Here is a 21,938-nt window from a genome sequence, read left to right on the forward strand (position 1 = left end):
CCCGCCGGGGCGAACCTGATCGCGCTCCGCGACCACAACGCCGCCACCGTGCTGACCCTGGTCCGAGCCGCCAGCGCCGACGGGGTGAGCCGGGTGGAGCTGGCCCGGGCGTCCGGGCTGACCGCGCAGGCGATCAGCAAAATCGTGCAGCGGCTCACCGGCGACGGCCTGATCGCCGAGGCCGGGCGCGGCGCCTCCACCGGCGGCAAGCCCCGCACCCTGCTGACCCTGGTGCCCGAGGCCCGCTGGGCCGTCGGCGCGCAGCTCGGCCGCGACATGCTGACCGTGCTGCGCGCCGATCTGACCGGCCGGGTGGCGACCACTCGCCGAGCGCCCATCGACCTGGCCGACTGGGGGCCGGACCGTGTGCTGGACCTACTGGCCGATCAGGTCAGACAGCTGCTCGCCGACCTCCCGGCGGAGCGGGTGCTCGGCATCGGCGTGGCCTCGCCCGGACCGCTCGACCAGCACGCGGGCGTCCTGCACCGGGTGACCGGCGCGCCCGCATGGCAGGGCCTGCGGCTGCGTGAGGAGGTCGCCCGGCGGCTTGAGCTGCCCACCCTGGTGGAGAAGGACAGCACGGCGGCGGTGCTCAGCGCCCTGAGGTCGCCGAACCGCGCCTTCATCCACCTCGACCAGGGCCTCGGCGCAGGCCTGGTGCTCGGCGGGGCCGTGCAGCGCGGCGCCCGCACCAACGCCGGAGAGTTCGGCCACCAGACGCTGGATCCGGCCGGGCCGCGCTGCCGTTGCGGCGCCACCGGCTGCGTGGAGGCACTCTGGGCGGCCGCCCCCACTCCCGCGGCGGCGGCGCGCGTCCTCGGGGAGGCGATAGCCAACCTGGTGCGGTTGCTCGACCTGGACGAGGTGGTGCTGGGCGGTCGCGCCGTGCTGGCCGCGCCGGAGGTCTACCTCGCCGAGGTCCGCCGGGTGCTGGCCACCCGACTGCCGGACCCCGACTGGCAGCCGGTCGCCGTCTCGGTCGCGCCGGCAGGCCCCGACGCGGTCGCGCTCGGGGCCGCCGGCCTGCTCCTGGCGCGCCTCTTCGGCTGACTTCGGGCGCTCGGTCAGTGCCGTCAACTACCCTGCGTCCGGCAGTGGTTGACGGACCCAGATGGTCTTGCCGCGGTCGTGGTAGCGAGTCCCCCAGAGGTCGGCGAGCTGTGCGACCATGTACAGCCCGCGGCCCCCTTCGTCGGTCTCGGCCGCGTGCCGCACATGCGGTGAGGTGCTGCTGTGGTCGACCACCTCGCAGGTGAGGTCCTGGTCGCGGATCAGCCGCAGCTGGATGGGCGGCTTGCCGTACCGCAGCGCGTTGGTGACCAGCTCGCTGACCATCAGCTCGGTGCCGAAGTCGAGGTCCGCCAAGCCCCAGGCGTGCAGTTGCTCGGTGACCAGCGTGCGGGCCCGACCGACTTCCCTGGGGTCGTTCTCCAGGTCCCAGCTGGCGTAGCGCTCCGCTTCGAGGCGGCGCAGCCGCACCACCATCAGCGCGGCGTCGCAGCGCATGCCGCTGGTGCTGAGCCGGTCGATCACACCGTCGCACAGCGCGGACAGATCGGCCTGCGCCGGGCGCGGATCGCCGAGCGCGGCCAGCGACGCCCGCAGCGCCTCCGGGCGGCCGTCACCACGGCCGGCGCCATGTTCCTCGGTGGCGCCATGTTCCTCGGTGGCGCCAGGGTCTTCGGTGGTGCCAAGGTCTTCGGTGGTGCCAAGGCCCCTGGTGCTCAGGGCCAGCACGTCCCCGGCGCGCCAGCGCATGGTGGTGGTCTCGTAGGGCGCGCTGTGCCTCCCGAGCGGGGAGCCGATCGGCATGTCGACCGCCCGTGCGACCCGGTCGGCACTGAGGACCACCGGCGGCGGGTGGCCTGCGCTGGCCAGCGACAGCTCCTGCTTGATCGGGTCGAAGATGGCGAACAGCAGAGTGGTCCCGGTGGGGCCGCCGCCGGAGGGGGCGAAGTCCAGCATGACCCGCTTCGAGTGCCCGTCCAGGCGCGAGAGGACTTCTTCCGGGGTCAGGTCCATGTCGGCGAGGACTCGGCTCGCCGTCCGGAAGCGGGCCATGTAGACGGCGGCGTGCAGCCCCTCCCCCGCCGCATCGCCGACCACCAGGGCCGTTCGGGCGCCGGAGAGCCGGATGAAGTCGTACCAGGCGCCGCCCAGCCCGCTGGGGCCCCGGGCCGGCAGGTACCGGTAGGCCACGTCCACGGTGGGCACGTTGGGCAGCCGGCTGGGCAGCAGGCGGCGCTGCAGGTCCAGGGCGCGGCCGCGCTCCCGCGCATAGCGCCGGGCGTGGTCGACGGCGATGCCGGCCCGGTGGACGATCTCCTCGGCGGTGACCACCTCGTCCTGGTCGAAACGGCGCGCGCGGCTGCGCGGCTCCTTGAAGCGGACGAAGACCGCGAGGCCGAACGGCATCTCCCGCACGTACATCGGCACGGCCAACCAGGAGCGCACATGGTCGCGCGCCACCGCCGCGGCCCGCTCGTTGCCGCTGTCCGCGGCCGCCGAGTACAGCCCCTCGCTGGTCAGCAGCAGCGGCCGCCGGCTCTCCAGGGCTCGCATCGCGGGCCCGCCGGGGGTGGAGGCGAACGGGTCCACCTCGCCCACGTCCGGCACCGTTCGGGCCGGCCACCAGTCGGCGGCGGTGGCGGTGGCCGCCCGCAGCAGCGGCCGTCCGGAGGCGACGGCGTCGGTGTCCGGGTCGCCGGTCCCGAAGGCGTAGTCGAACAGGTCGACGTGGGCGTAGTCGCACAGTCCCGGCACTACGAAGTCGGCCAGGCGCTGGGCGGTGTGGCGGACGTCGAGGCGGCCGCCGCCGATCCGCAGGCCGGCCTCGTTCACCAGTCGCAGCCGTTCCCTGGCCTGCTCCTGGCGGGAGATGTCGACCAGGATGTGCGCCAGGCCGATCAGCTCGCCGGCCCCGCCGCGCAACGGGAGCACCGTCTCGGACCAGACCAGGCGGCGGCGGCTCGGTGCCGGCGCGGTGCCCTCGACCTGCACGCGCACCAGCGGCTCACCGGTGTCGAGGACGGCACGCTGCCGCTCCTCGAAGGCGTCCAGGTCCAGCAGGCCGGGCGGCGCGACCTCGCGCAGCGTCCGGCCCTCGACGTCGGTGAATCCGCCGGCTCTTCGACCGGCCCGGTTCAGGGCCAGGAAGCGCCGGTCGGTGTCGAAGACGCCGATGGCGACGGGTGATTCGGTGAACAGTGCGTCGAGCAGGGAACGGTCGAGCTGGGCCTGCCGCACCGCGTCACCGGGGGCGGCCTGGAGTAGCCAGCCGCCGCTGAGCGGGGTGGCCCAGAGCGCGGCCTCGACCGTGCTGCCGTCACGGTGGCGCAGCGGGGCGGTGCCGAGGTAGCCGGGCCGGGCGGTGCCGAGGTAGCCGGGCCGGTCGGCGTCGAGGTAGCTGGATTGGTCGGCGTCGAGCCCGGTGGTGTCCGGGTGGGCACCGAGGAGGTCCCTTGCCGCGGTGCCGAGGATCTCGCCGGCGGGGTAGCCGAGCAGCCGCTCGGCGCCGGGGCTCCAGTGCAGCAGCCGGCCGGCCGCATCGACGACCGCGTAGGCGTCGCCCTGCGGGTCCGGGTTTTGCCGGGGGGCACCGCTGGCAGCCATCTCCCACCTCAGCGCTGAAGGCAGCGGGGGACACCCTGGTCCGGCGAGCCGGTTTGACCGCCGGAGCTCTCGGTCCCTTGGCCAGGATAAGCCGGTCGGTGCCCGCACCGCCCGTTCGTCCGGGTCGTCCGGTGGGGTGGCGTGACGACGTCGGGCTGCCGGATCCGGCCGCCTCGGGAGCCGGTCCGCCCGGGCATCGGAGGTGCCCCGCTCAGGCGTTGGAGCCGGGGGTCTGCTCAGGCATTCAGGTAGGCGAGGACGGCGAGCACCCGGCGGTTGCTGTCGCTGTGCGGGGGCAGGTCGAGCTTCATGAAGATGTTCGAGATGTGCTTGGCGGCGGCGCCGTCGGTGATGTGGAGGCGGTGGGCGATCGCGGTGTTGGAGCAGCCCTCGGCCATCAGCTCCAGCACCTCCCGCTCGCGGGCGCTCAGTTGACCGAGCGGTTCGTCGCGGGCGTGGCTCACCATGAGCTGGGCGACCACTGCCGGGTCCATCGCGGTGCCACCGGCCGCCACGCGGCGGATCGCGTCGACGAACTGCTCGGCGTCGAAGACGCTGTCCTTGAGCAGATAGCCGACCCCGCCGGTGCCGTCGGCCAGCAGCTCTCGGGCGTACATCTGCTCGACGTGCTGGGAGAGCACCAGGATCGGCAGCCCCGGGCGGTCCCGCCTGGCCTGCAGGGCGGCCTCGAGACCCTCGGTGGTGAAGGTCGGCGGCAGCCGGACGTCCACGATCACCACCCCGGGGTCGTGCGCGCCGATGGCCGCGAGCAGTTCGGGGCCGTTGTCGACGGCGGCCGCGATCTCGAAGCCGTAGGCCTCCAGTAGTTGGATCAGCCCCTGCCTCAGGAGGTAGAGGTCTTCGGCGAGGACAACACGCACGGTATCTCCATGGTCGTCACGGTCGGGCCGCCCTGGGGGCTGCTGATCTGGAAGGTTCCGTCAAAACCGGCCAGCCGTCGGCGGATTCCGGCGAGGCCGGTGCCGGCGGCGGGGTCGGCGCCGCCACGGCCGTCGTCGCTGACTCGCAGCCGCAGCACGCCGTCCTGGTATCCGGCCACGATGCCTACGCGCTCGGCCCCGGAGTACTTCAGTGCATTGGCCAGCAGTTCCGCGACCGCGAAGTAGACGGCGGACGCGATCGGGGCCGGCGGGTCGCCCGGCAGCTCCGCCGCCACGGCCACCTGGAGCGGGCTGGCGATCGCGAGGGCCCGCACCGCGTCGGCGAGGCCGCGCTCGGCGAGCACCGGCGGGTGGATACCGCGCACCAGGTCGCGCAGTTCGCGCAGCGCGGCCACCGAGGAGGTGCGCGCCTCCTGCAACAGTCGGCGCGCCTCGGGCGAGCCGTCGCCGAGGTGCCGGTCGAGCGCCCCCAGGGTCAGGCCGAGACCGATCAGCCGGGCCTGCGCGCCGTCGTGCAGATCGCGTTCGATCCGGCGCAGTTCGGCTGCCTGCGCGTCGAGTGCGCCGGACCTGGTCTCGGCCAGGTGGCGCACCCGGGAGGCGAGCCGGGCCCGTTCGGTGGGGCCGAGCAGGGCGCGGGTGAAGTGCCCGTGCGCCTTGAGGATCAGCGGAGTCAGCCACAGCCAGCCGAGCAGCACGCCGAGGGCCAGCAGTCCGGCCGCGGCGGCGGACCACCAGTTGTCCACTTGCACGAAGCAGTACCAGCGGCCGGCTCCGGTCGCCCGCTGGACGGGCTGCCACAGTCCGGCGGCCAGCGCCAGCCCTTCCAGCGCGTAGTAGAGCAGCCCGGCCGGCAGGAAGCCGAGCAGCAGGCCGACCGGGGAGTTGAGGAGCAGCCAGAGCAGGTCCCGCCAGCTGGCCGGGTCGGCCAGGATCCACCGGCAGCGCCGCAGCCAGCCGGCGTTCTCCCGCTCGACGTCGGCGGGCGCCGGCCGGTACGGGATCTCGACCCGGATGCCGTAGCGCACGGCGGCCCGCCGGGCGGCGTTGCAGTGCCGGCGGACCTCCTCGGTGAGGGGCGGCAGCGCCACCGCGCCCACACCGATCACGAACAGGGCCATGAAGCAGGCGGTCACGACGAGGAGGGCGAGCGAGCCGAGGGCTCCGACGGCGGTCGCCACCCCGACCGCCGTATCGGCACCGGCACGTTGGAACCTGGCCCGCCACTCGGCCGACCGGATCCTCAGCTCCATGTCGGCCCCTCGGCACGGCGATCCATGATCACCACGCTACCAACTCCGCCCGGCCGCTGACCGGCGGACCCAGGCTGATGAACCGTCATATTCGATCGCCGGTCGCATCGATCGCGGCACCGCGCATCCCCCGCCAGGACGGGAGCAGCGTCGCGGCGAGGATCAGGGCGAGGGCCCCGAGGACGATCGCCGGATAGAGGCCCAGGGGGCCCGACGGTATCGGCGAGCCACTCCTGACCAGGCTGTACGGCACCACGGTGGCGGCTGCGGCCGCTGTGCCGAGCACCGTGGCGATGACCGCGATCAGGGCGCCCTCGACACCCAGCATCGCCAGCACCTGCGCGCGAGTCGCCCCGGTCAGTCGCTGCAGGCCGAACTCCGCACGCCGCTTGCGGGTCACCGCGAGCAGGCTGTTGACCACGGTGATCGCCGCGTATCCGACGATCATCGCGACGATGGTGTAGTTGGAGGAGGCCAGGATCTGCTCGATCTGGGTGCTGCCCGCCGTGATCGCCTGTCGGCCCGCCACCGTGGCACCGGGGAGGCTGGCCGCCAGCTCGCCCAGTCGCGCGTCCAGTTGTCGGCTGTCCGCGCCCGGGGTGGCGGTGATCAGGATCCGGCTGGGCAGTCCGGCGGTGGTGTGCGCGGCGAGCATTCCGGCGGGCAGCAGCAGGAACTCCCGGTTCGGCGTGGCCCGGTCGGCGAAGAGCGCGACGATGTGCGGGGCGGCCCTGTCACCGTCGCCGAACCGCAGGGGTAGCGAGTCGCCGAGGTGGACGCGATAGGCCGCGGCCTGCCGGTCGGAGAGCGCCACCGCGTCGTTGCCGCGCAACTCGTCGAGTGAACCGGCGACCGGGTCGAGGTCGATCGTCTGCCGTAGGCCGTCGGCCGAGACGCCGCGCAACGCGACCGCTGTGCCCGCCTGCGTCACCGTGCCGGCGGAGTCGACCAGTTCGGTGGCCCCGGCCACTCCGGGGAGCGCGCGGACCCGGTCGACGACGGCCGGCCCGAAGCCTCCGGCGGTGGCATGGAGAACCCGGTCCGCCCGGATGTCCCGGGTGGCGGCCTGGGCGGTGACATGGTCCTCGGTGGTCTGCATGTACAGCGTGCCGGTGGCGATGCCGACCAGTAGCACGACGGGTGCCACGGCGGCGGCGGTGCGCACGTATCCGACCGCCGAGTTGCGCAGCGCCAGCCGGCCGGACAGGCCGGTCAGCAGGCGGACCGGGCGCCGGATCGCGGTCAGCACCGCCCTGGTGATGCCCGGGGCGAGGAGCGCGAGGCCGATCGCGACCAGCACCGAGGCCGGTCCGGCGGTACTCGCCAGCGTCGGCCCGTCGGCCATCGTGGTGGCGGTGACCACGGCGAGGCTCAGCCCGCCGGCCAGGAAGAGCAGTGCGAACAGCAGGCGGCGCACGCTGAACCAGCGGGCCGGCGTGTCGGCTTCGACCAGCGCGGTGACCGGCTTCAGGTTGGCCGAGCGCCGGCCGGCGACCAGGGTGGCGCCGAGCGCGGCCGCGATGGCGGCGACGGCACCCACGGCCACCGGGGCCGGGCCCTCATGGAAGGCGACCGCGGTGGGTATCACGCCGTGGTCGGCCAACTGCCGTAGCAGCGCGCGGCCGAGCAGCCGCCCGAGCAGGATCGCCGGCGCGGTGGCGAGAACGGACAACACCGCGCTCTCCCCCAGCACCATCAGCCGCAGCCGCCCGGGGGTAGCGCCGATCGCCCGCAGCAGTGCCAGCTCGCGGTCGCGCTGCCGCAGCGCCAGGGAGAGGGTGGAGGCGACGCCGAAGAGCACGATCAGCAGCGCCCAACTGCCGAACACGGCCGCGAGGATGGCCACCGTCTGCTGCCCGGCCAAGGCGCCGGGCAGGTCGGCCAGGCCACGCCGCTCGCCGGTCAGCACCACCGCCCGTCCGCCCAGCGCCGTCGTGACCCTCCCGGCGAGCACGCCGGGGTCGGTACCGGTGGCCGGTATGACGCCGATGGAGTCCAACTCGCCGGTGCTCGGCGCGAGTCGGCGTGCCGTCTGGTCGGTGAAGAAGGCAGTCGGCCGATCGCCCGCGCGACGCGTCACCCCGGTCACCCGGTAGCGGTGCGTGGTGCCGGCCACGGCCAGGTCGACCGTGGAGCCGATCGAAGCGCCGGCGGCGGCCGCAAGTGGCCCGTCCAGCACGACGTCGGTGTCACCCGCCGGCGGCGCGCCCTCGGTCAACGCGGCAGGGGTGAGCTCCGAACTGCTCCACCCGCGCCCCACCGTGTTCGAGGCGGTCGGTCGGCCGACGCTCACCACGGTGGCTGCGAACGAGAGATCCGGGATCGCCCGCGCTACGCCGGGCACCGACCGGAGCTGCTCGACCAGATCGGCGTCGATCCGCGCACGCTCCGTCAACACCTGGGAGCCGTCGCGCTGTTGACCCGTCACCACGATCGGCACCCCGGCGAACCGCCCCGGTGGCGCCGCCATCCGGATCCCGGTCTCCAGCAGGCCGCCGCAGGCCATCACCATCGCGGCGCCCAGGAGGATCGCGAGGAACGCGCCGATGAAGCTCGTCTTCCGGTATCTCAAGGTGCGCAGCGCCAGCAGCCACATCAGTACTCACCCCCGCCCGACGCGCGCTCAGCCTCGGTCTCGCCGGCCGCCCAAGCGCCCAGCCTGGTCATCCGCGCGGCCACCGTCTCGGCCGTCGGCCGCTGCAACTCGCCGACGAACCGCCCGTCGGCCAGGAAGAGCACGCGATCGGCGTAGGAGGCGGCCACCGGGTCATGAGTCACCATCACCATGGTCTGGCCGGTGCGGTCGACCGACTCGCGTAGCAGCGCGAGCACCGCCGCCGCCGTCCTGGTGTCCAGGGCGCCGGTCGGCTCATCCGCGAAGACCACATCGGGACGGGTGACCAGCGCCCTGGCGATCGCCACTCGCTGCTGCTGGCCGCCGGAGAGCCGGCCGGGCAGGTGGTCCAGCCGGTCGCCGAGGCCGACCCGCTCGACGACCTCCTGCACCAGCTGCCGCTGCGGCCTGCGACCTGCCAACTGCAGGGGCAGCACGATGTTCTGTCGCACGGTCAGCGCGGGAAGCAGGTTGAAGGCCTGGAAGACGAACCCGATCCGATCGCGCCGCAGCCTGGTCAGCCGCACCTCGTCCAGCGCCGCGAGATCGGTCTCCCCCATCAGCACGGCCCCCGAGGTGGGCTGGACCAGCCCGGCGGCGCAGTGCAGGAAGGTGCTCTTGCCGGAACCGGACGGGCCCATCAGCGCGGTGAAGCTGCCGGCCGCGAAGCTCATGGTCAGCTGTTTGAGAACGGCGACCGCGTGGTCACCCTTGCCGTAGGTCTTCTGCACCGCCTCCAGCCGCAACGCCGCCGGCACCCGAAGGCTCTCCATGGTCTGCACCGCGCACTCTCCCTCACCGGACGTCACACCCGTTGTGTGATCTGGTAACCACGCTAGGGAGCGAGCCGGGCCGCCACACTGGCACTAAACGGTGTCTCTGAAGTGGAGTTTTCTCTACCTCCACGTGGGCGAAGGTGCTCTTCGGGGACGATCGGAGCCGGGAGGTGGGAGCCGGAGGCCGGGAGGTGGGAGCCGGAGGCCGGGAGGTGGGAGCCGGAGGCCGGGAGACGGGGGCCGGGAGACAGGAGACGGGAGACAGGAGACGGGAGTGGCCGGCGGCAGGACTCGGCCCTGGTGGGGGTCAGGGCCCGACAAGTGCCTGTTGAGCCCGCCGCCGGCAGCACGAGCAAACCAGACCTGATGAGGGCAGGTCAATGCCGAGGACTCAGGATTCTCCCAGGAAATCATCAGGTACGGTTCACGCAACGGCTATGCCGCGTATGGTCGGTGATCGAATAAACCCGGCAACTCGGTCTCGCCGAGCCGTAGTCTCGGACGAATGCGCGTACTCTTCACTTCGCCCGCCGGCCTGGGCCACTTCACTCCGCTCCTGCCCTTCATCGACGCCTGTATCGCCCGGGGGGACGAGGTACTCGTCGTCGTACCACCGGGGTTGGAGCAGACCCTGATCGACCGCGGACTCCCCTTCCGGCTGGGCACCGAGCCCGACCCCGTCGCGCACGCCGCGATTCGCGAGCGGCTGCCGGAGGCGTCGCGGGCCGAGGCGGCGGTGCTGATCAACCGGGAGTACTTCGGGAGGCTGTGCACCGCGGCGCTGCTGCCGACGCTGGAGGAGGCCTGCCGGGAGTGGCAGCCCGACCTGATCCTGCACGACCCGTGCGAGTACGCCTCGGCAGTGGTCGCCGAGCGGCTCGGCATCCGGCATGCCCAAGTCGGCACCTCTCCCGCCGAGATCGAGGCGTACTCACTGGACCTGGCCGCGCCGGCACTTGAACCGTACGGCGGCAGGCTGGTGGACCGGCTGTTCGCGACGCCGTACCTGACACGCTTTCCGGCCTCACTCGATCCCTCCCCGTACCGCACCACCATTCGCTTCCGTGACGCCGTCGCGCCCGTCGGCATTGCATCGACTCCCCACTGGTCGGCGGAATCTGACGGCCCATTGGTCTATGTCACCTTCGGTACCGTCTCGGGCGGCCTGCCGTCCGGCCCCGCCGCCTGCCGGGTAGCGCTCCAGGCGGTGGCCGGGCTGCCGGTGCGGGTACTGCTCTCGGGCGGCCGGGCCACCGATCTGTCCGAACTCGGGCCGCTCCCGGACAACGTCCGTGTCCAGGAGTGGGTTTCGGCTCCGGAGGTCTTCGCCGCCGCCTCCGCGGTGGTCTGCCACGGCGGCGCTGGCACCACCTTCGGCGCCCTCGCGGCCGGGCTCCCGCTGGTGGTCATGCCGCTCTTCGCCGACCAGCCCACCAACGCGCGCCTGGTCGAACAGGCCGGTGCGGGCGTCGTGGTGGCACCGACCGGCGGCGCGGCGGACACGATGGGCCTGCCCGGCCCCGCCGATGTGCCCCGACTGCGGTCAGCCATCGAGGCCGTGCTCGCCGACCCGTCCTACCGGACGGCGGCCCAGCGGATCGCGGCCGAGATGCGCGCCCAGCCGACCGCCGCCGAGACCCTCGACGCACTCGAAGAGTCCTGACACCGCCCGCACTTCAGCAGAACGGCTCGACCGGGCCGGGCAGCAGGCGGCTCTTCCTCGCCGGTATGACCGTCTTCACCGGCGCGTCCGCCGCCGCGGCGCTCGCGCCTGGGATCGACTCCCTGATCGCGGCACGCGCCGTCCAGGGCGTCGGCGCGGCCATCATGATGCCGCTCACCCTGACCCTGCTCACCGCCGCGATGCCGACCGAGAAGCGCGGGATGGCCTTCGGTATCTGGGGCGCCATCAACGGACTCGGGGTCGCCTCGGGTCCGCTCATCGGCGGCAGTCTCACCGAACACGCGTCGTGGCACTGGATCTTCTGGCTGAATGTCCCTCTGAGCCTCGCCGTCATGCCGCTCGCCCGCCTCCGCCTCACCGAGTCGTGGAGAGAGGTTCGTCGACGGCCTGCACCCCGCTCTCGTGCTCGGCTCCGCAATGGTGGCACTCGCCGGTGCGGCGACCCTGCTGATCCCGGCCCGGCGCCGAACCTCGCAGAGCGCGGGCGCGGGCGTCGCGGACCAGGCGCCGGCCCTGGAGACCGCCGCGTCCTGAGCACTACGCCCGGCCGGCCCAACCCGCTGACGCACGCCACTTGCACACTGGAGGTGAGCCAGACCATCACCGCTGACGGGCTGACGCCCAGTCAGCTGACCCAGGCGTCCAGCAGTTCGGTGAAGATGCCGATCGGGTCATCCCAACCGCCGTCCGTCCAGTCGCCATTGGAGTTGACGGTGAGCAACTGTGCGCCGTCACGCGTGCCGTAGCTGTAGGTCCACGAGCCGAAGAGCGCGCCGCCCATGCCCCAGACCGTTGTGCCGCTGGGCAGCGCCAGGGAGGAAAGGCCGAGGCCGTAGGCGGCGTGCGGAAGCCATCCGCGAGTCGCCCGGGTGTCAACCATGGCCTGTTGCAGGTCGGGTGGCAGCAGGCGGGCTCCCAGCAGGGCGCCGAAGAACCGGTTGAGGTCGGCGGCGGTGGAGATCATGCCGCCGGCTGCCCAGAACATCGACGGGTCGAGCTCCGTGGCGTCGTGTACGGGTGCGGCGGGGTCGGTCCGGAACAGCTTGGCGTAGTGCCGGGAGTGCGGTCCATGGATCGCCGGGTCGCTGCCGCGCGGCAGATAGGTGCCGGTCAGGCCGAGTGGGCGGGTGATCCGCTCGGCGATCTCGTCCGCGAGCGCCCGGCCCGCTGTTCGCTCCACGATCTGGCCGGCAAGTATGTAGTTGGTGTTGGAGTACGCCCAGCCGGAGCCCGGCGCGAAGGCTGCCGGATGCGAGTTGGCGATCCGCACGAGGGAGTCGGGCGGGTGGCTCTCCTGGCCGTTCAGAGCCGACGGGTCGTCGGTGTAACTGTAGATCCCGCTGGTGTGGTTGAGCAGCATCCGCACGGTCACCTCGGGGACCGCATCAGGAAGCCACCGATCCACCGGGTCGTCCGGATCGAGTCGGCCTTCGGCCGCCAGTTGCAGCAGCACGGTGGCCACGAAGGTCTTGGTGATGCTGCCGATCCGGAACCGGTCCTGCGGTGTTCGCCGGCGGCCGGTCGTGGCGTCGGCCACGCCTGCCGTCCCGAACCACTCCCGGTCGCCGTCGCGGATCTCCAGCAGGATGCCGGGCAGGCCTGCTTGCGCGACCGATCGGTCAAGTAAACTTTGAATTGCGGTAGTTGTGTCGTTCTTCATCAGGCTGCTCCTCGTTCGCCAGTGATCTGGAGCAGCTGCCGCAGCTGCTCCACCACTGCGGCCTGGTCAACTCCGGCCATCGCCAGTGCTCGTGGCACGGTGCCGAGCGGCGCCTGCAGGATGCCGAGCAGCAGGTGCGCGGGCCGCAGGTCCCGCTTGCGGCCCGCGAGGCTGAAGCCGCGTTCCATCGCGAGTTTGGCGGTGGCGCCCAGCTTCGGCTGCTCGCGGGCGGGGCTTGGACGCGGCAGCCGGTGGGCCGTTGCCGAGACCCCGACGGTCCGCAGGCTGTGCGCGAACTCGCGGTCCAAGGCCTCCCGAACCGCTCGGTGGTCGAGCCCTGCGGAGGTCAGGACCTGCTGAGTGGTCGCCTCCTGATCGGCGGCGATCGCCAGTAGCAGGTGGTGGGCCTCGACCGTGGCTGAGGCGTCGTCGCGAGCCTCCTGCACCGCCCGCATGATGATCGCGTGCAGGTAGTGGTCAATCGCGGTCATCGCCGCGCCTCCTCAATGTGACCCCGGCGGCGATCAGCCGCTTGGCGTGCTTCTTGTGGACGGCCTGGCGCGTCACCCCGAGCGCCTCGGCGACCTGCGGCCAGCTCCAACCCGCCCGCATGGCCTGCTCGACGGCGGCGTCCTCCAGTTGGTCGGCGAGACGCCGCAGCGCGGCGACGGCCGCCAGGGCGTCCGCGGGTTCTTGGAGGGCCGGATTCTCGGCTGGGTTCTCAGGGCCGGGCATATAAGCAACTCTAGTTGACTAACGGCGATAGTCAACCTGAGTTGCTTAGCGCGTCGCGAGCCTTTCGGGGACGCCACGAGCAGCAGGCCGATTCCTCTGTCGGCGATATCGGCCTCGGCGATTCCGCTCTCGGCGGACCGGGCTGGACCGGATCGCGATGCCGCTGGACAGTGGCTGACATGCGACTTCTGATGCTTGGCGGCTCCGGTTTCGTCGGCCGTGCCGTGGTCAGCGATGCTCTGGCACGCGGCTGGTCCGTGACGCTGCTGCACCGCGGCAACCGCCGCCCGCCGGCCGGGGCGACGGTGCTCCACGGCGACCGGACCGCTCCGGACGGGCTGGCCGCACTCGGCGACGGCGAGTGGGACGTGGTGGTGGACACCTGGTCGGCCGCGCCCTCGGTGGTGCGCGACTCGGCCCGGCTGCTGGCGGACCGCGCGGAGCGGTACGTCTACGTCTCCAGTGCCTCGGTCTACGCCGAGCCGATCGACCACGCCGCCGCCGAGGACGGCGCTTTGGAGCCGGGGTCACCGGACGACGGCGACGTCGCCTACCCGTATGCCAAGCGCGGCGGGGAGCTCGCCGCCATCGGCGCGTTCGGCGAGGCGCGTTCGCTGCTGCTGCGCGCCGGGCTGATCCTCGGGCCGGGCGAGGACATCGGCCGACTGACCTGGTGGCTCGGCCGGATCGCCCGTGGCGGGCCGGTGTTGGCACCCGGTCCGCGCGAGCTGTCGTTGCAGTACATCGACGCGCGCGACCTCGCGAGCTGGGCGCTGGACGCGGCCGAGCGCGGCCTGTCCGGTCCGTGCAACACGGTGGGCCGGCCCGAGCACACCACCATGGGCGAGTTGCTCGACGCCTGTGTGGCGGCCACCGGTTCGCACGCGCAGCTGCGTTGGACGGACCCCGAGCGGATCCTGGCCGCCGGCATCAAGCCGTGGACCGAACTGCCGCTCTGGACGCCGCCCGGCGAGCTGCACGACTTCCTGAACGGCCTGGAGACGGCGAAGGCATTCGAGGCCGGACTGCGGTGCCGGCCGGTCACCGAGACCGTGGCCGACACCTGGAAGTGGCTGCAGGGCCTGGACGGTGTCGCGCCGCAGCGCCCGGACCGCCCGGTGCTCGGGATCAGCGCGGAGGCCGAGGCCGCCGCCTTGGCATCACAGGGTTGACGGTCCGTCAGCACTCCTCATGAGAAGGGGAACCATGCCGTTCTTCAGCGCGCCCGACGGTCTCGAACTCGCCTACCGCACCGTCGGGGAGGGCGCGCCGCTGGTCTGCCTGGCCGGTGGGCCGTTCCGGGATGCCGCCTACCTGGGCGACCTCGGGGGCCTCTCGGCGTACCGCCGCCTGATCCTGCTGGACCTGCGGGGCACCGGCCGCTCGGCGACGCCCGACGATCCGGCCTCCTACCGGTGCGACCGGCTGGTCGAGGACGTGGAGGCGCTGCGCGTGCACCTGGGACTGGAGACTGTCGACCTGCTCGCCCACTCCGCCGCCGCCAACCTCGCGATGCGGTACGCGGAGCGGTATCCGCAGCGGATCCGGCGGCTGCTGCTGGTCACGCCGGGCACCGACGCCGCCGGGGTGGTCGTCAGCACGGCGGATCGGCGCGAGCTGCTGCCGCTGCGCCAGGACGAGCCGTGGTTCGAGGCGGCGTTGGCGGCCGTCGAGGCGGTCGAGGCCGGGACTGCCGGCAACCACGACTTGCTGGCCCTCGCGCCGCTCACCTACGGCCGCTGGGACGCCGAGGCACAGGCGCACCGGGCCGCGCAGGAGTCACAGTGGAACGAGCCGGCGGCGCAGATCTTCGGCGCTCAGGGCGACCTGGACCCGGACGCCACCCGGGCGGGCCTCGCAGCGCTGCCGGCGCCCGTGCTGGTGCTGGCCGGGGAGCTCGACGTGGTCACCCCGCCCGGCGTGGTGACCAGGGTGGCCGAGCTGTGTGCCAAGGGCGACGCGGTCGTCCAGCCGGGTGCGGGGCACTATCCGTGGCTGGACGACGCCGAGGCCTTCACGTCCACGGTGGCGAGGTTCCTGGCCTGACGACGGCCCGGCGGCAGCCCGGCAGCGGCCCGGCAGCGGCCGAGGATGCCTGAGGCCGGGCGGCGCGTGGCAATGCGTGGCAACCCGTTGGCGGCGCGTGGCGGCGCGGATCTTCGACGGTACGGGCGGTTGGCACCGCGCGGGCCGGGTAGGAGCGCGGCAGGACGAGCCAGACCCCCGCGCAAGAGGAGGCATGTCATGCCGCGCGGATCGAATGCCAAGCGGGAACGGCAGTACGAGCACATCAAGGAGAGCGCCCTGGAGCGCGGCCAAAGCGAAAAGCGCGCCAACGAGATCGCCGCCCGCACGGTCAACAAGGAACGGGCGCGGCACGGCGAGTCGAAATCCGCGAGCCGGACCTCGGTCCAGGACATCTCTTCCGGTCGGCGGGGCGGCCGGCGGTCGCACAGCGGCGCGCAGGGCCCCACCTACGACCAGCTCTACAACGAGGCCAAGCACCGCGGTGTCAAGGGCCGGTCGACGATGAACAAGACAGAACTCGCCGACGCCCTGGGGCGGTAGCCGTGATCAGGACCGCCGTCGCCGCCGTCGCGGTGCCGACCGACACAGTGCCGCCGATCCCGGTCCCCGAGCCTGGACCGGTGCCCGCGCCGGACCCGCCGGCCCCGCTCCCGAAGCCGATCGGGCCGGACCCGGTGCCGCCGCCCCCGCCGGTGCCCGTGCCCGAACCGCCCAGCCCTGTACCTCCACCACAGCCGCCCCCAGTGCCGGTGCCGCCGAATCCGCCCGTGACCAGACCGGAGCCGGTGCTGCCGCTCGGCTGTCACCGTTGCGACCAGGGACGGCAGCGACCAGGCTGGATGTGACCACTTCGGGCGGTGCACCGAGCCGGACCCGCCGGGTCCGGTGGCACCGGTCGGGCCCGGCATCGGGAGCGTCATGGACGGCGAATCGTCCGCCACCCAGCGCGCACGGCCACCAGCCGCCGACGCGGCGCAAAGTGTTGCCCAACTGGCCGACGAGGTGGCGTGGTTGCGCGAGGAGCTGGCCCGGCGGCACCTGCTGGACCTGGCTGCCGGTGTGCTGGTGGAGCGCTACGCCCTGGAACCGGCCGACGCCGCCGAGCGCTTGCTGGCGCTCGCCGACGACACCGGGCAGCGGCCCGAGGACCTGGCGGCCGATCTGCTCAACCAGGCGATCGGCCCGCCGCCCGCCGGCAGCACCGCTGCGGAGTCGGCCGGTCCGTCGCGTCAGGTCCGACGGGCGGGCGAGCTGGCCGAGGCCCAGGAGAGTCTGGACGAGGTGGCCGAGACCCTGCTGAGCGAGGCCCTGGCACCGTTGCGGGCCTGCGGGGTGCTGATCTGGCGGCAGGGCGCCGGTGACTGCCTGGAACTGGTCGGGGGCGCCGGGCACAGCGGGCTGGAGCGCACGCACTGGCAGTGGGTTCCGCCGCTGTGGCCGACGCCGCTGCGGCGCGCGCACGCCGAGGGGATGCCGCTCTGGCTTCCGGACGGGCCGACGGCGCCAGACCGCTTGCCCGGACCGTCGTCCGGCGCCGCGCGGGCGGTGCTGCCGCTACGCGGGGACAAGGGCCCGCTGGGCGTGCTGCTGGTCTGCTGGCCGCGCCCGACCGAGTTGCCCGAGGAACTGCGCCAGGACGTGCTCATGCTGAGCCAGGTGGCCGGCCGAGTGCTGGCCGCGGCGCGGCGCAGGCCCTCCTACCTCCTCTCCGGACCGCTGCCACGCCCGGAGTTGACCTCGTTGCTGGACCTGCTGGCCCACCCGGCACTCTTGGTGCGCGGCCCTTCGGGTGCCGGTGAGCCGCTGGTGGAGCACGCCAACCAGGCCGCCCGGCACGCCGCCACCGGGCTACTCGGGCCGGTCCCCCGCCCGCTGGGCCAGGTGCTGCCGTACGCGGCGTCGGCGCTCAGCAAGCTCATCGCGCGCGCCCATGAGTCCCAAGTCCCGCAACCCGAGGCGCAGTTGCCAAACGAGCGCCGCCCCGGGGAGCCCGGCACCCTGGCCAACGTCCGGGTGCTGCCGGTGGATTCGGAGCGGGCCGTGGTGCTGTGGCACCTGGGCGGCATGGACCGCAGTTCCTCGGCGCTGCGGGTGGCCGGCGGGCTGGCCGGCCTGGGCGCGTTCGAGGACGACGTGACCGCCGGCACCAGCCGGTGGACCGAGCACGTCTTCGAACTCCTGGGGCTCGCACCGGATGCGCGGCCACGTCCACTGGCCGAGCTGGGACCTTTGCTCGAGGCGCGGGACTCCGATGAACTCGTCAGTTCGGTAGGAAGACTGATCGATCATCAGGAGAGTGTGAAGCTGGTGGTGCGGGTCCGGCGGCCGGAGGGCGGACTGCGCCGGCTGCGGATCATCGGCGAGCCCGTGCTCACCCAGGGTGCGCTGACCGGCATCGCCGGGATCTTCCAGGACATCTCGGCGCAGTACCGCACCGAGGTGGCCCTGGAGGCAACCTTCGACCAACTCGCCACCGTGCGCGAGCAGTCGGCGGTGCGCCACCGGCTGGCCCTGCAGCTGCAGCAGGCGATCGTCCCCGAGGTGCCGGATCCGCGCAAGCTGCCGGGTCTGCAGGTGGCCGCCCGGTACCGCCCGGCCGGCCAGGAGTACCGGGTGGGTGGCGACTGGTACGACGTGCTGCCGCTGCCCGGCGGCCGGGTGATGGTGGCGGTCGGCGACGTGGCCGGGCACGGGATCGAGGCCGCCACCGGCATGGTGGCGCTGAGCAATGCGCTGCGCGGGCTGGCCCTGACCGGGCAGCCGCCGGCCCGCCTGCTGGGCTGGCTCAACGAGGTCGCCCTGAACACCGTTGGCCAGCCGACCGCGACCGGCGTCTGCGCGGTCTACGACCCCGACCCGCGCTGCCTGGTCTGGGCGAGCGCCGGCCACCTGCCGCCGCTGCTGCTGCGCGACGGGAAGGCGATGGTGCTGAAGCCGACCCGCAACATCCTGCTGGGCGCGCTCGCGGAGAGCACCTATCACGAGAAGGTCACCCCGCTGCGGGCGCAGGACACCCTGTTCCTCTACACCGACGGTCTGATCGAGCGCCGCGACACCGACCTGGGTGGCAGCCTCGCCGCGCTGCGCGATGCCGTGCAGGCCCTGGGCCCGGCGGATGTCGCCGAGCAGGCCGACCGGCTGCTGGCCCGCAGCACCGGGGACACCGAGGACGACACCAGCCTGGTGGTGCTCCGGATCCTCTGATGGCGCGTTCTCAGCCGGCGCCGACCCGCGCCCAGACCGTCTTACCGCCGTCCGCCGGCCGCGCCCCCCAGGCCAGGCTGACGATCGTGACCACGCGCAGGCCGTGGCCACCGGGCCGGGCCCGCTCACCGGCCGGCCGGAGCATCGGCGGGTCCGGGCTTCGATCCGTGACCTCGATCAGGATCTGGCCGGGCCGGTGCCGCATCGCCAGTTCGACCGGGCCGCCGGCGTGCAGGCAGGCATTGGTCACCAGTTCGGAGACCACCAGCAGCACGTCCTGGGCGGCCAGTCGGCCCGGTTCGTCGGCGGCCGGCAGCCAGGACCAGTCGGTCAGCGCGGCCGTGGCGAACGCACGGCAGCGGCCGACCGTGCCGGTGATCGGCTGGGCGAGCGCCAGGCGGCGGGTGTCGGACATGGGCATGACCTCCGGCTCAGCCGCCGGGTCCGAGGGCGTCGCGCTGCGCGGGGTGGATGGTGAAGACGGTGGCCGCGCCGGTCATGTCGAACAGCCGGGCGGCCTGGGCGCCGAGTGCGCACAGCTCCAGGCTGGTGCCGTCGGCCTGGGCCTGCTGCCGGGCCCGGAGCAGCACGTTCACGCCGGTGGAGTCGCAGAACCCCACTTCGGCGAGGTCGACCAGGACGCGGAGTGGGCCGCCGGCCAGGCTGTCGGCGAGTGCCTGGCGCAGCACCCCGGCGCTGTCGTGGTCGAGGTCCCCGGACAGGGCCAGCACCCGGGTGCCGTCGTGCTCCTGCCTGGTCAGCGTCAGCAGGGGCTGGGGGCGGCTCTTGCCGTGTGGGTGCATGGTTTTCTCCTGCTGCGGTCGTCAGTGGCGGCTCAGCCAGTAGCGGATCCGGTCGAGCAGTTCCCCGGTGTCCACCGGTTTGGTGATGTGGTCGTCGGCACCGGCCGCGAGGCTCTTGGCTCGGTCACCGGGCATCGCCTTGGCGGTGAGGGCGATGACCGGCAGCCGCTGGTAGTCAGGCAGTTCGCGGATTGCGGCGATCGCGCCGTAGCCGTCGAGTTCCGGCATCATCAGGTCCATCAGCGCCAGGTCGATGTCGTCGCGCTGGCGCAGCAGGTCGATGCCGGACCGGCCGTTGTCGGCCTGCAGCACCCGAAGCCCGGCTTGCTCCAGCGCGCCGGTGAGTGCGAAGACGTTGCGGATGTCGTCGTCGACGAGCAGGACGACCCGGTCGGCCAGCGAATCGTCGTCGCGGGCCGGGCGGCGGGCCGCCGGTTGGGAGGCCGCCATCGGCCGAGCGTCCGGTGCGCTCCCCGCCGGTAGGAAGAGGGTGAAGCAACTGCCCTGTCCGGGGCGGCTGGCCACGCTGATCGCGCCGCCGAGCAGTCCGGCGAGTTCCCGGCTGATCGACAGCCCGAGGCCGGTGCCGCCGTAGCGGCGGTCGGTGGCCGAGTCGGCTTGTCGGAAGGCGTCGAAGATGGCGTCCAGGTGCTCCTCGGCGATGCCGATGCCGGTGTCCTCGATTCGGAAGGCCAGTATGTCGGACGCCCCGGCGAGGGCCGGCGGCAGCTCCTGACCCGGGGCCCGCTGGACGGTCAGCTCGACCTGGCCGGTCTCGGTGAATTTCACCGCGTTGGAGAGCAGATTGCGCAGCACCTGGCGCAGCCGGGCCTCGTCGGTGACCAGGGTTCTCGGCACGTCGGCTGCGGTGCGGACGGTGAACCGCAGGCCCTTCTGCTCGGTCTGCGGCCGGAAGGTCAACTCCACGTATTCCAGCAGCTGGTGGAGTGGGAAGCTCGCCGGTGAGATCTCCAGCTTGCCCGCCTCGACCTTGGAGAGGTCCAGGATGTCGTTGATCAGCTGGAGCAGATCGGAGCCGGCGGAGTGGATGACGCCCGCGTACTCGACCTGTTTGGGTGTCAGGTTCTCCTCGGCGTTCTGGGCCAGGAGTTGGGCCAGGATCAGCAGGCTGTTGAGCGGGGTGCGCAGCTCATGGCTCATGTTGGCGAGGAATTCGGACTTGTACATCGAGGTGCGCGACAGCTGCTGGGCCCGCTCCTCCAGTTCCTGCCGGGCCTGCTCGATCTCCAGGTTCTTGGCTTCGATGTCGCGGTTGCGCTGTGCCAACTGTTCGGCGTTGTCGGCGAGTTCAGCGTTGGATGCCTGGAGTTCCTGTTGCCTCGCCCGCAACTCCTGAGACTGGGCCCGCAGTTCGTCGGTCAGGCGCTGGGACTCCTGGAGCAGTTCGTCGGTGCGGGCGTTGGCCAGCAGCGAGCTGATGTTGACGCCGACGGCAGCGGTGAACCGGTCGAGCAGGTCCCGGTGGAGGGCGCTGAACGGCCGGAAGGAGGCGAGTTCGAGCACGGCCAGCAGCTGGTCCTCCATCAGGACCGGCAGCAGGATCAGCTCGGTGACCTCGGCGGCGCCGGTGCCGGAGCGCACGGCCGCGTACCCGGCGGGCACCGAGCGGACCAGCAGCGTCCGCCGGTCGCGGCCGACTTGGCCGACCAGCGAGTCGCCGAGCCGGAAGCCGCGGGCCGCGCGTCCCGTTTCGGTGCCATAGCCGGCGACGGCCACGAGCTCGGTGCCGTCCGCGCCCTCCCGGGCCAGGTAGAACATCCCGTACTGGGCTTCGACCAGCGGTGCCAGCTCAGCCAGCAGCAGGTCGGCGACCTGGGCGAGGTCGCGCTGCCCGTGGCCCAGGTCGGAGAGCCGGGCCAGGTTGGTCTTGAGCCAGTCCTGCTCGCGGTTGGCCCGGGTGGTGCGGCGCAGCGACTCGACCATGGCGTTGATGTTGTCCTTGAGCTCGCCGACCTCGCCGGGGGCGTCCACCGTGATCGAGCGGGTCAGGTCGCCCTCGGCCACCGCACCGGTCACCTCGGCGATCGCGCGGACCTGCCTGGTGAGGTTGCCGGCCAGCCCGTTGACGTTCTCGGTGAGCCGCTTCCAGGTGCCCCAGACGCCCTCGACCTCGGCCTGCCCGCCGAGCCGGCCCTCGGTGCCGACCTCGCGGGCCACCCGAGTGACCTCGTCGGCGAACGCCGACAGGGTGTCGACCATGGTGTTGATGGTGGTCTTGAGCTCCAAGATCTCGCCGCGGGCGTCTACGTCGATCTTGCGGGTCAGGTCGCCGTGTGCGACCGCCGTGGTGACCTGGGCGATATTGCGTACCTGGCTGGTCAGGTTGTGTGCCATGAAGTTGACGTTGTCGGTGAGATCCTTCCACGTACCCGACACGCCGCGCACCGTCGCCTGCCCACCCAGATTGCCCTCGGTGCCGACCTCGCGGGCCACCCGGGTCACCTCGTCGGCGAAGGCGGAGAGGGTGTCGACCATGGTGTTGATCACCTCGGCGAGCGCGGCGACCTCGCCCTTCGCCTCAACGGTGATCTTCTGGGAGAGGTCGCCCTTGGCGACCGCGGTGGCCACCTGGGCGATCGACCGCACCTGACCGGTCAGATTCGACGCCATCACATTGACGTTGTCGGTGAGATCCTTCCACGTACC

The 21,938-nt window shown here is 72.7% G+C and carries 18 protein-coding genes and 1 pseudogene; 8 read left to right on the forward strand and 11 right to left on the reverse strand.

What is annotated here, in order from left to right; translation table 11 throughout:
• The first annotated feature begins 48 nt into the window (after positions 1–48).
• A complete protein-coding gene (locus P3T35_RS38070) occupies positions 49–1,050 on the forward strand; it encodes an ROK family transcriptional regulator (protein ID WP_280709509.1) in 1,002 nt (333 codons plus the stop codon).
• A gap of 27 nt (positions 1,051–1,077) precedes the next feature.
• Here the strand turns inward: P3T35_RS38070 and P3T35_RS38075 are convergent, their stop codons facing one another.
• The 5 genes from P3T35_RS38075 to P3T35_RS38095 all read right to left on the reverse strand — a co-directional run bounded on the left by P3T35_RS38075 (position 1,078) and on the right by P3T35_RS38095 (position 9,154).
• Complete coding sequence (locus tag P3T35_RS38075) at positions 1,078–3,612, reverse strand: SpoIIE family protein phosphatase (RefSeq protein ID WP_101378332.1); 2,535 nt, start codon at positions 3,610–3,612, stop codon at positions 1,078–1,080.
• Between the two features lie 236 nt (positions 3,613–3,848).
• Positions 3,849–4,493, reverse strand: a complete 645-nt coding sequence (locus P3T35_RS38080; RefSeq protein WP_101378333.1) for a response regulator transcription factor — start codon at positions 4,491–4,493, stop codon at positions 3,849–3,851.
• A complete protein-coding gene (locus P3T35_RS38085; RefSeq protein ID WP_101378334.1) occupies positions 4,457–5,767 on the reverse strand; it encodes a sensor domain-containing protein in 1,311 nt (436 codons plus the stop codon). Before P3T35_RS38085 ends, P3T35_RS38080 begins: the two co-directional genes overlap by 37 nt.
• A gap of 85 nt (positions 5,768–5,852) precedes the next feature.
• On the reverse strand, positions 5,853–8,363 hold the full coding sequence (locus P3T35_RS38090; protein WP_101378335.1) for an FtsX-like permease family protein: 2,511 nt from the start codon (positions 8,361–8,363) through the stop codon (positions 5,853–5,855).
• A complete protein-coding gene (locus tag P3T35_RS38095; RefSeq protein WP_101384728.1) occupies positions 8,363–9,154 on the reverse strand; it encodes an ABC transporter ATP-binding protein in 792 nt (263 codons plus the stop codon). Before P3T35_RS38095 ends, P3T35_RS38090 begins: the two co-directional genes overlap by 1 nt.
• A gap of 508 nt (positions 9,155–9,662) precedes the next feature.
• On the opposite strand from P3T35_RS38095, the gene P3T35_RS38100 reads away from it, so the two are divergent.
• The 3 genes and pseudogenes from P3T35_RS38100 to P3T35_RS38110 all read left to right on the forward strand — a co-directional run bounded on the left by P3T35_RS38100 (position 9,663) and on the right by P3T35_RS38110 (position 11,375).
• A complete protein-coding gene (locus P3T35_RS38100) occupies positions 9,663–10,820 on the forward strand; it encodes a glycosyltransferase (protein ID WP_280709518.1) in 1,158 nt (385 codons plus the stop codon).
• A gap of 44 nt (positions 10,821–10,864) precedes the next feature.
• A pseudogene (locus P3T35_RS38105) lies at positions 10,865–11,206 on the forward strand (MFS transporter); the annotation flags it as partial.
• A gap of 37 nt (positions 11,207–11,243) precedes the next feature.
• Positions 11,244–11,375, forward strand: coding sequence for a hypothetical protein (locus P3T35_RS38110; RefSeq protein ID WP_280709520.1), 132 nt, complete (start codon positions 11,244–11,246; stop codon positions 11,373–11,375).
• A 91-nt stretch (positions 11,376–11,466) separates the two neighbouring features.
• On the opposite strand, the gene P3T35_RS38115 is transcribed toward P3T35_RS38110, so the two are convergent.
• The 3 genes from P3T35_RS38115 to P3T35_RS38125 are packed head-to-tail and all read right to left on the reverse strand — an operon-like array spanning position 11,467 to position 13,236.
• The gene (locus P3T35_RS38115) at positions 11,467–12,501 is read right to left on the reverse strand and encodes a serine hydrolase domain-containing protein (protein WP_101378336.1); all 1,035 of its coding nucleotides are present in this window, start codon (positions 12,499–12,501) and stop codon (positions 11,467–11,469) included.
• A complete protein-coding gene (locus P3T35_RS38120; protein ID WP_101378337.1) occupies positions 12,501–12,992 on the reverse strand; it encodes a Clp protease N-terminal domain-containing protein in 492 nt (163 codons plus the stop codon). Before P3T35_RS38120 ends, P3T35_RS38115 begins: the two co-directional genes overlap by 1 nt.
• Positions 12,979–13,236 carry a hypothetical protein gene (locus P3T35_RS38125; protein WP_101378338.1) on the reverse strand — a complete coding sequence of 86 codons (258 nt, stop codon included), beginning with the start codon at positions 13,234–13,236 and terminating at the stop codon, positions 12,979–12,981. Before P3T35_RS38125 ends, P3T35_RS38120 begins: the two co-directional genes overlap by 14 nt.
• 179 nt (positions 13,237–13,415) lie before the next feature.
• Between P3T35_RS38125 and P3T35_RS38130 the strand changes: the two genes are divergently transcribed.
• The 4 genes from P3T35_RS38130 to P3T35_RS38145 all read left to right on the forward strand — a co-directional run bounded on the left by P3T35_RS38130 (position 13,416) and on the right by P3T35_RS38145 (position 18,468).
• Positions 13,416–14,408: an NAD-dependent epimerase/dehydratase family protein gene (locus tag P3T35_RS38130; RefSeq protein WP_280709523.1), complete on the forward strand. Its 993-nt coding sequence runs from the start codon at positions 13,416–13,418 to the stop codon at positions 14,406–14,408.
• 34 nt (positions 14,409–14,442) lie between these two features.
• The gene (locus P3T35_RS38135; RefSeq protein ID WP_101378339.1) at positions 14,443–15,282 is read left to right on the forward strand and encodes an alpha/beta hydrolase; all 840 of its coding nucleotides are present in this window, start codon (positions 14,443–14,445) and stop codon (positions 15,280–15,282) included.
• Positions 15,283–15,480: 198 nt separating this feature from the next.
• Positions 15,481–15,804 (forward strand): plasmid stabilization protein, encoded by a 324-nt coding sequence (locus P3T35_RS38140; protein ID WP_101378340.1) that lies wholly within the window; start codon positions 15,481–15,483, stop codon positions 15,802–15,804.
• Positions 15,805–16,182: 378 nt separating this feature from the next.
• Positions 16,183–18,468 (forward strand): SpoIIE family protein phosphatase, encoded by a 2,286-nt coding sequence (locus tag P3T35_RS38145; RefSeq protein ID WP_101378341.1) that lies wholly within the window; start codon positions 16,183–16,185, stop codon positions 18,466–18,468.
• Between the two features lie 10 nt (positions 18,469–18,478).
• Here P3T35_RS38145 and P3T35_RS38150 read toward each other — a convergent pair whose 3' ends face one another.
• The 3 genes from P3T35_RS38150 to P3T35_RS38160 form a co-directional block, all read right to left on the reverse strand.
• Positions 18,479–18,883 (reverse strand): ATP-binding protein, encoded by a 405-nt coding sequence (locus P3T35_RS38150; RefSeq protein ID WP_280709526.1) that lies wholly within the window; start codon positions 18,881–18,883, stop codon positions 18,479–18,481.
• Positions 18,884–18,899: 16 nt separating this feature from the next.
• Positions 18,900–19,271, reverse strand: coding sequence for an STAS domain-containing protein (locus P3T35_RS38155; RefSeq protein WP_101378343.1), 372 nt, complete (start codon positions 19,269–19,271; stop codon positions 18,900–18,902).
• A gap of 21 nt (positions 19,272–19,292) precedes the next feature.
• The coding region (locus P3T35_RS38160; protein WP_280709528.1) for a HAMP domain-containing protein at positions 19,293–21,938 on the reverse strand (2,646 nt) is incomplete at its 5' end.

The organism is Kitasatospora sp. GP30, from assembly GCF_029892145.1.
Taxonomy (GTDB): Bacteria; Actinomycetota; Actinomycetes; order Streptomycetales; family Streptomycetaceae; genus Kitasatospora; species Kitasatospora acidiphila.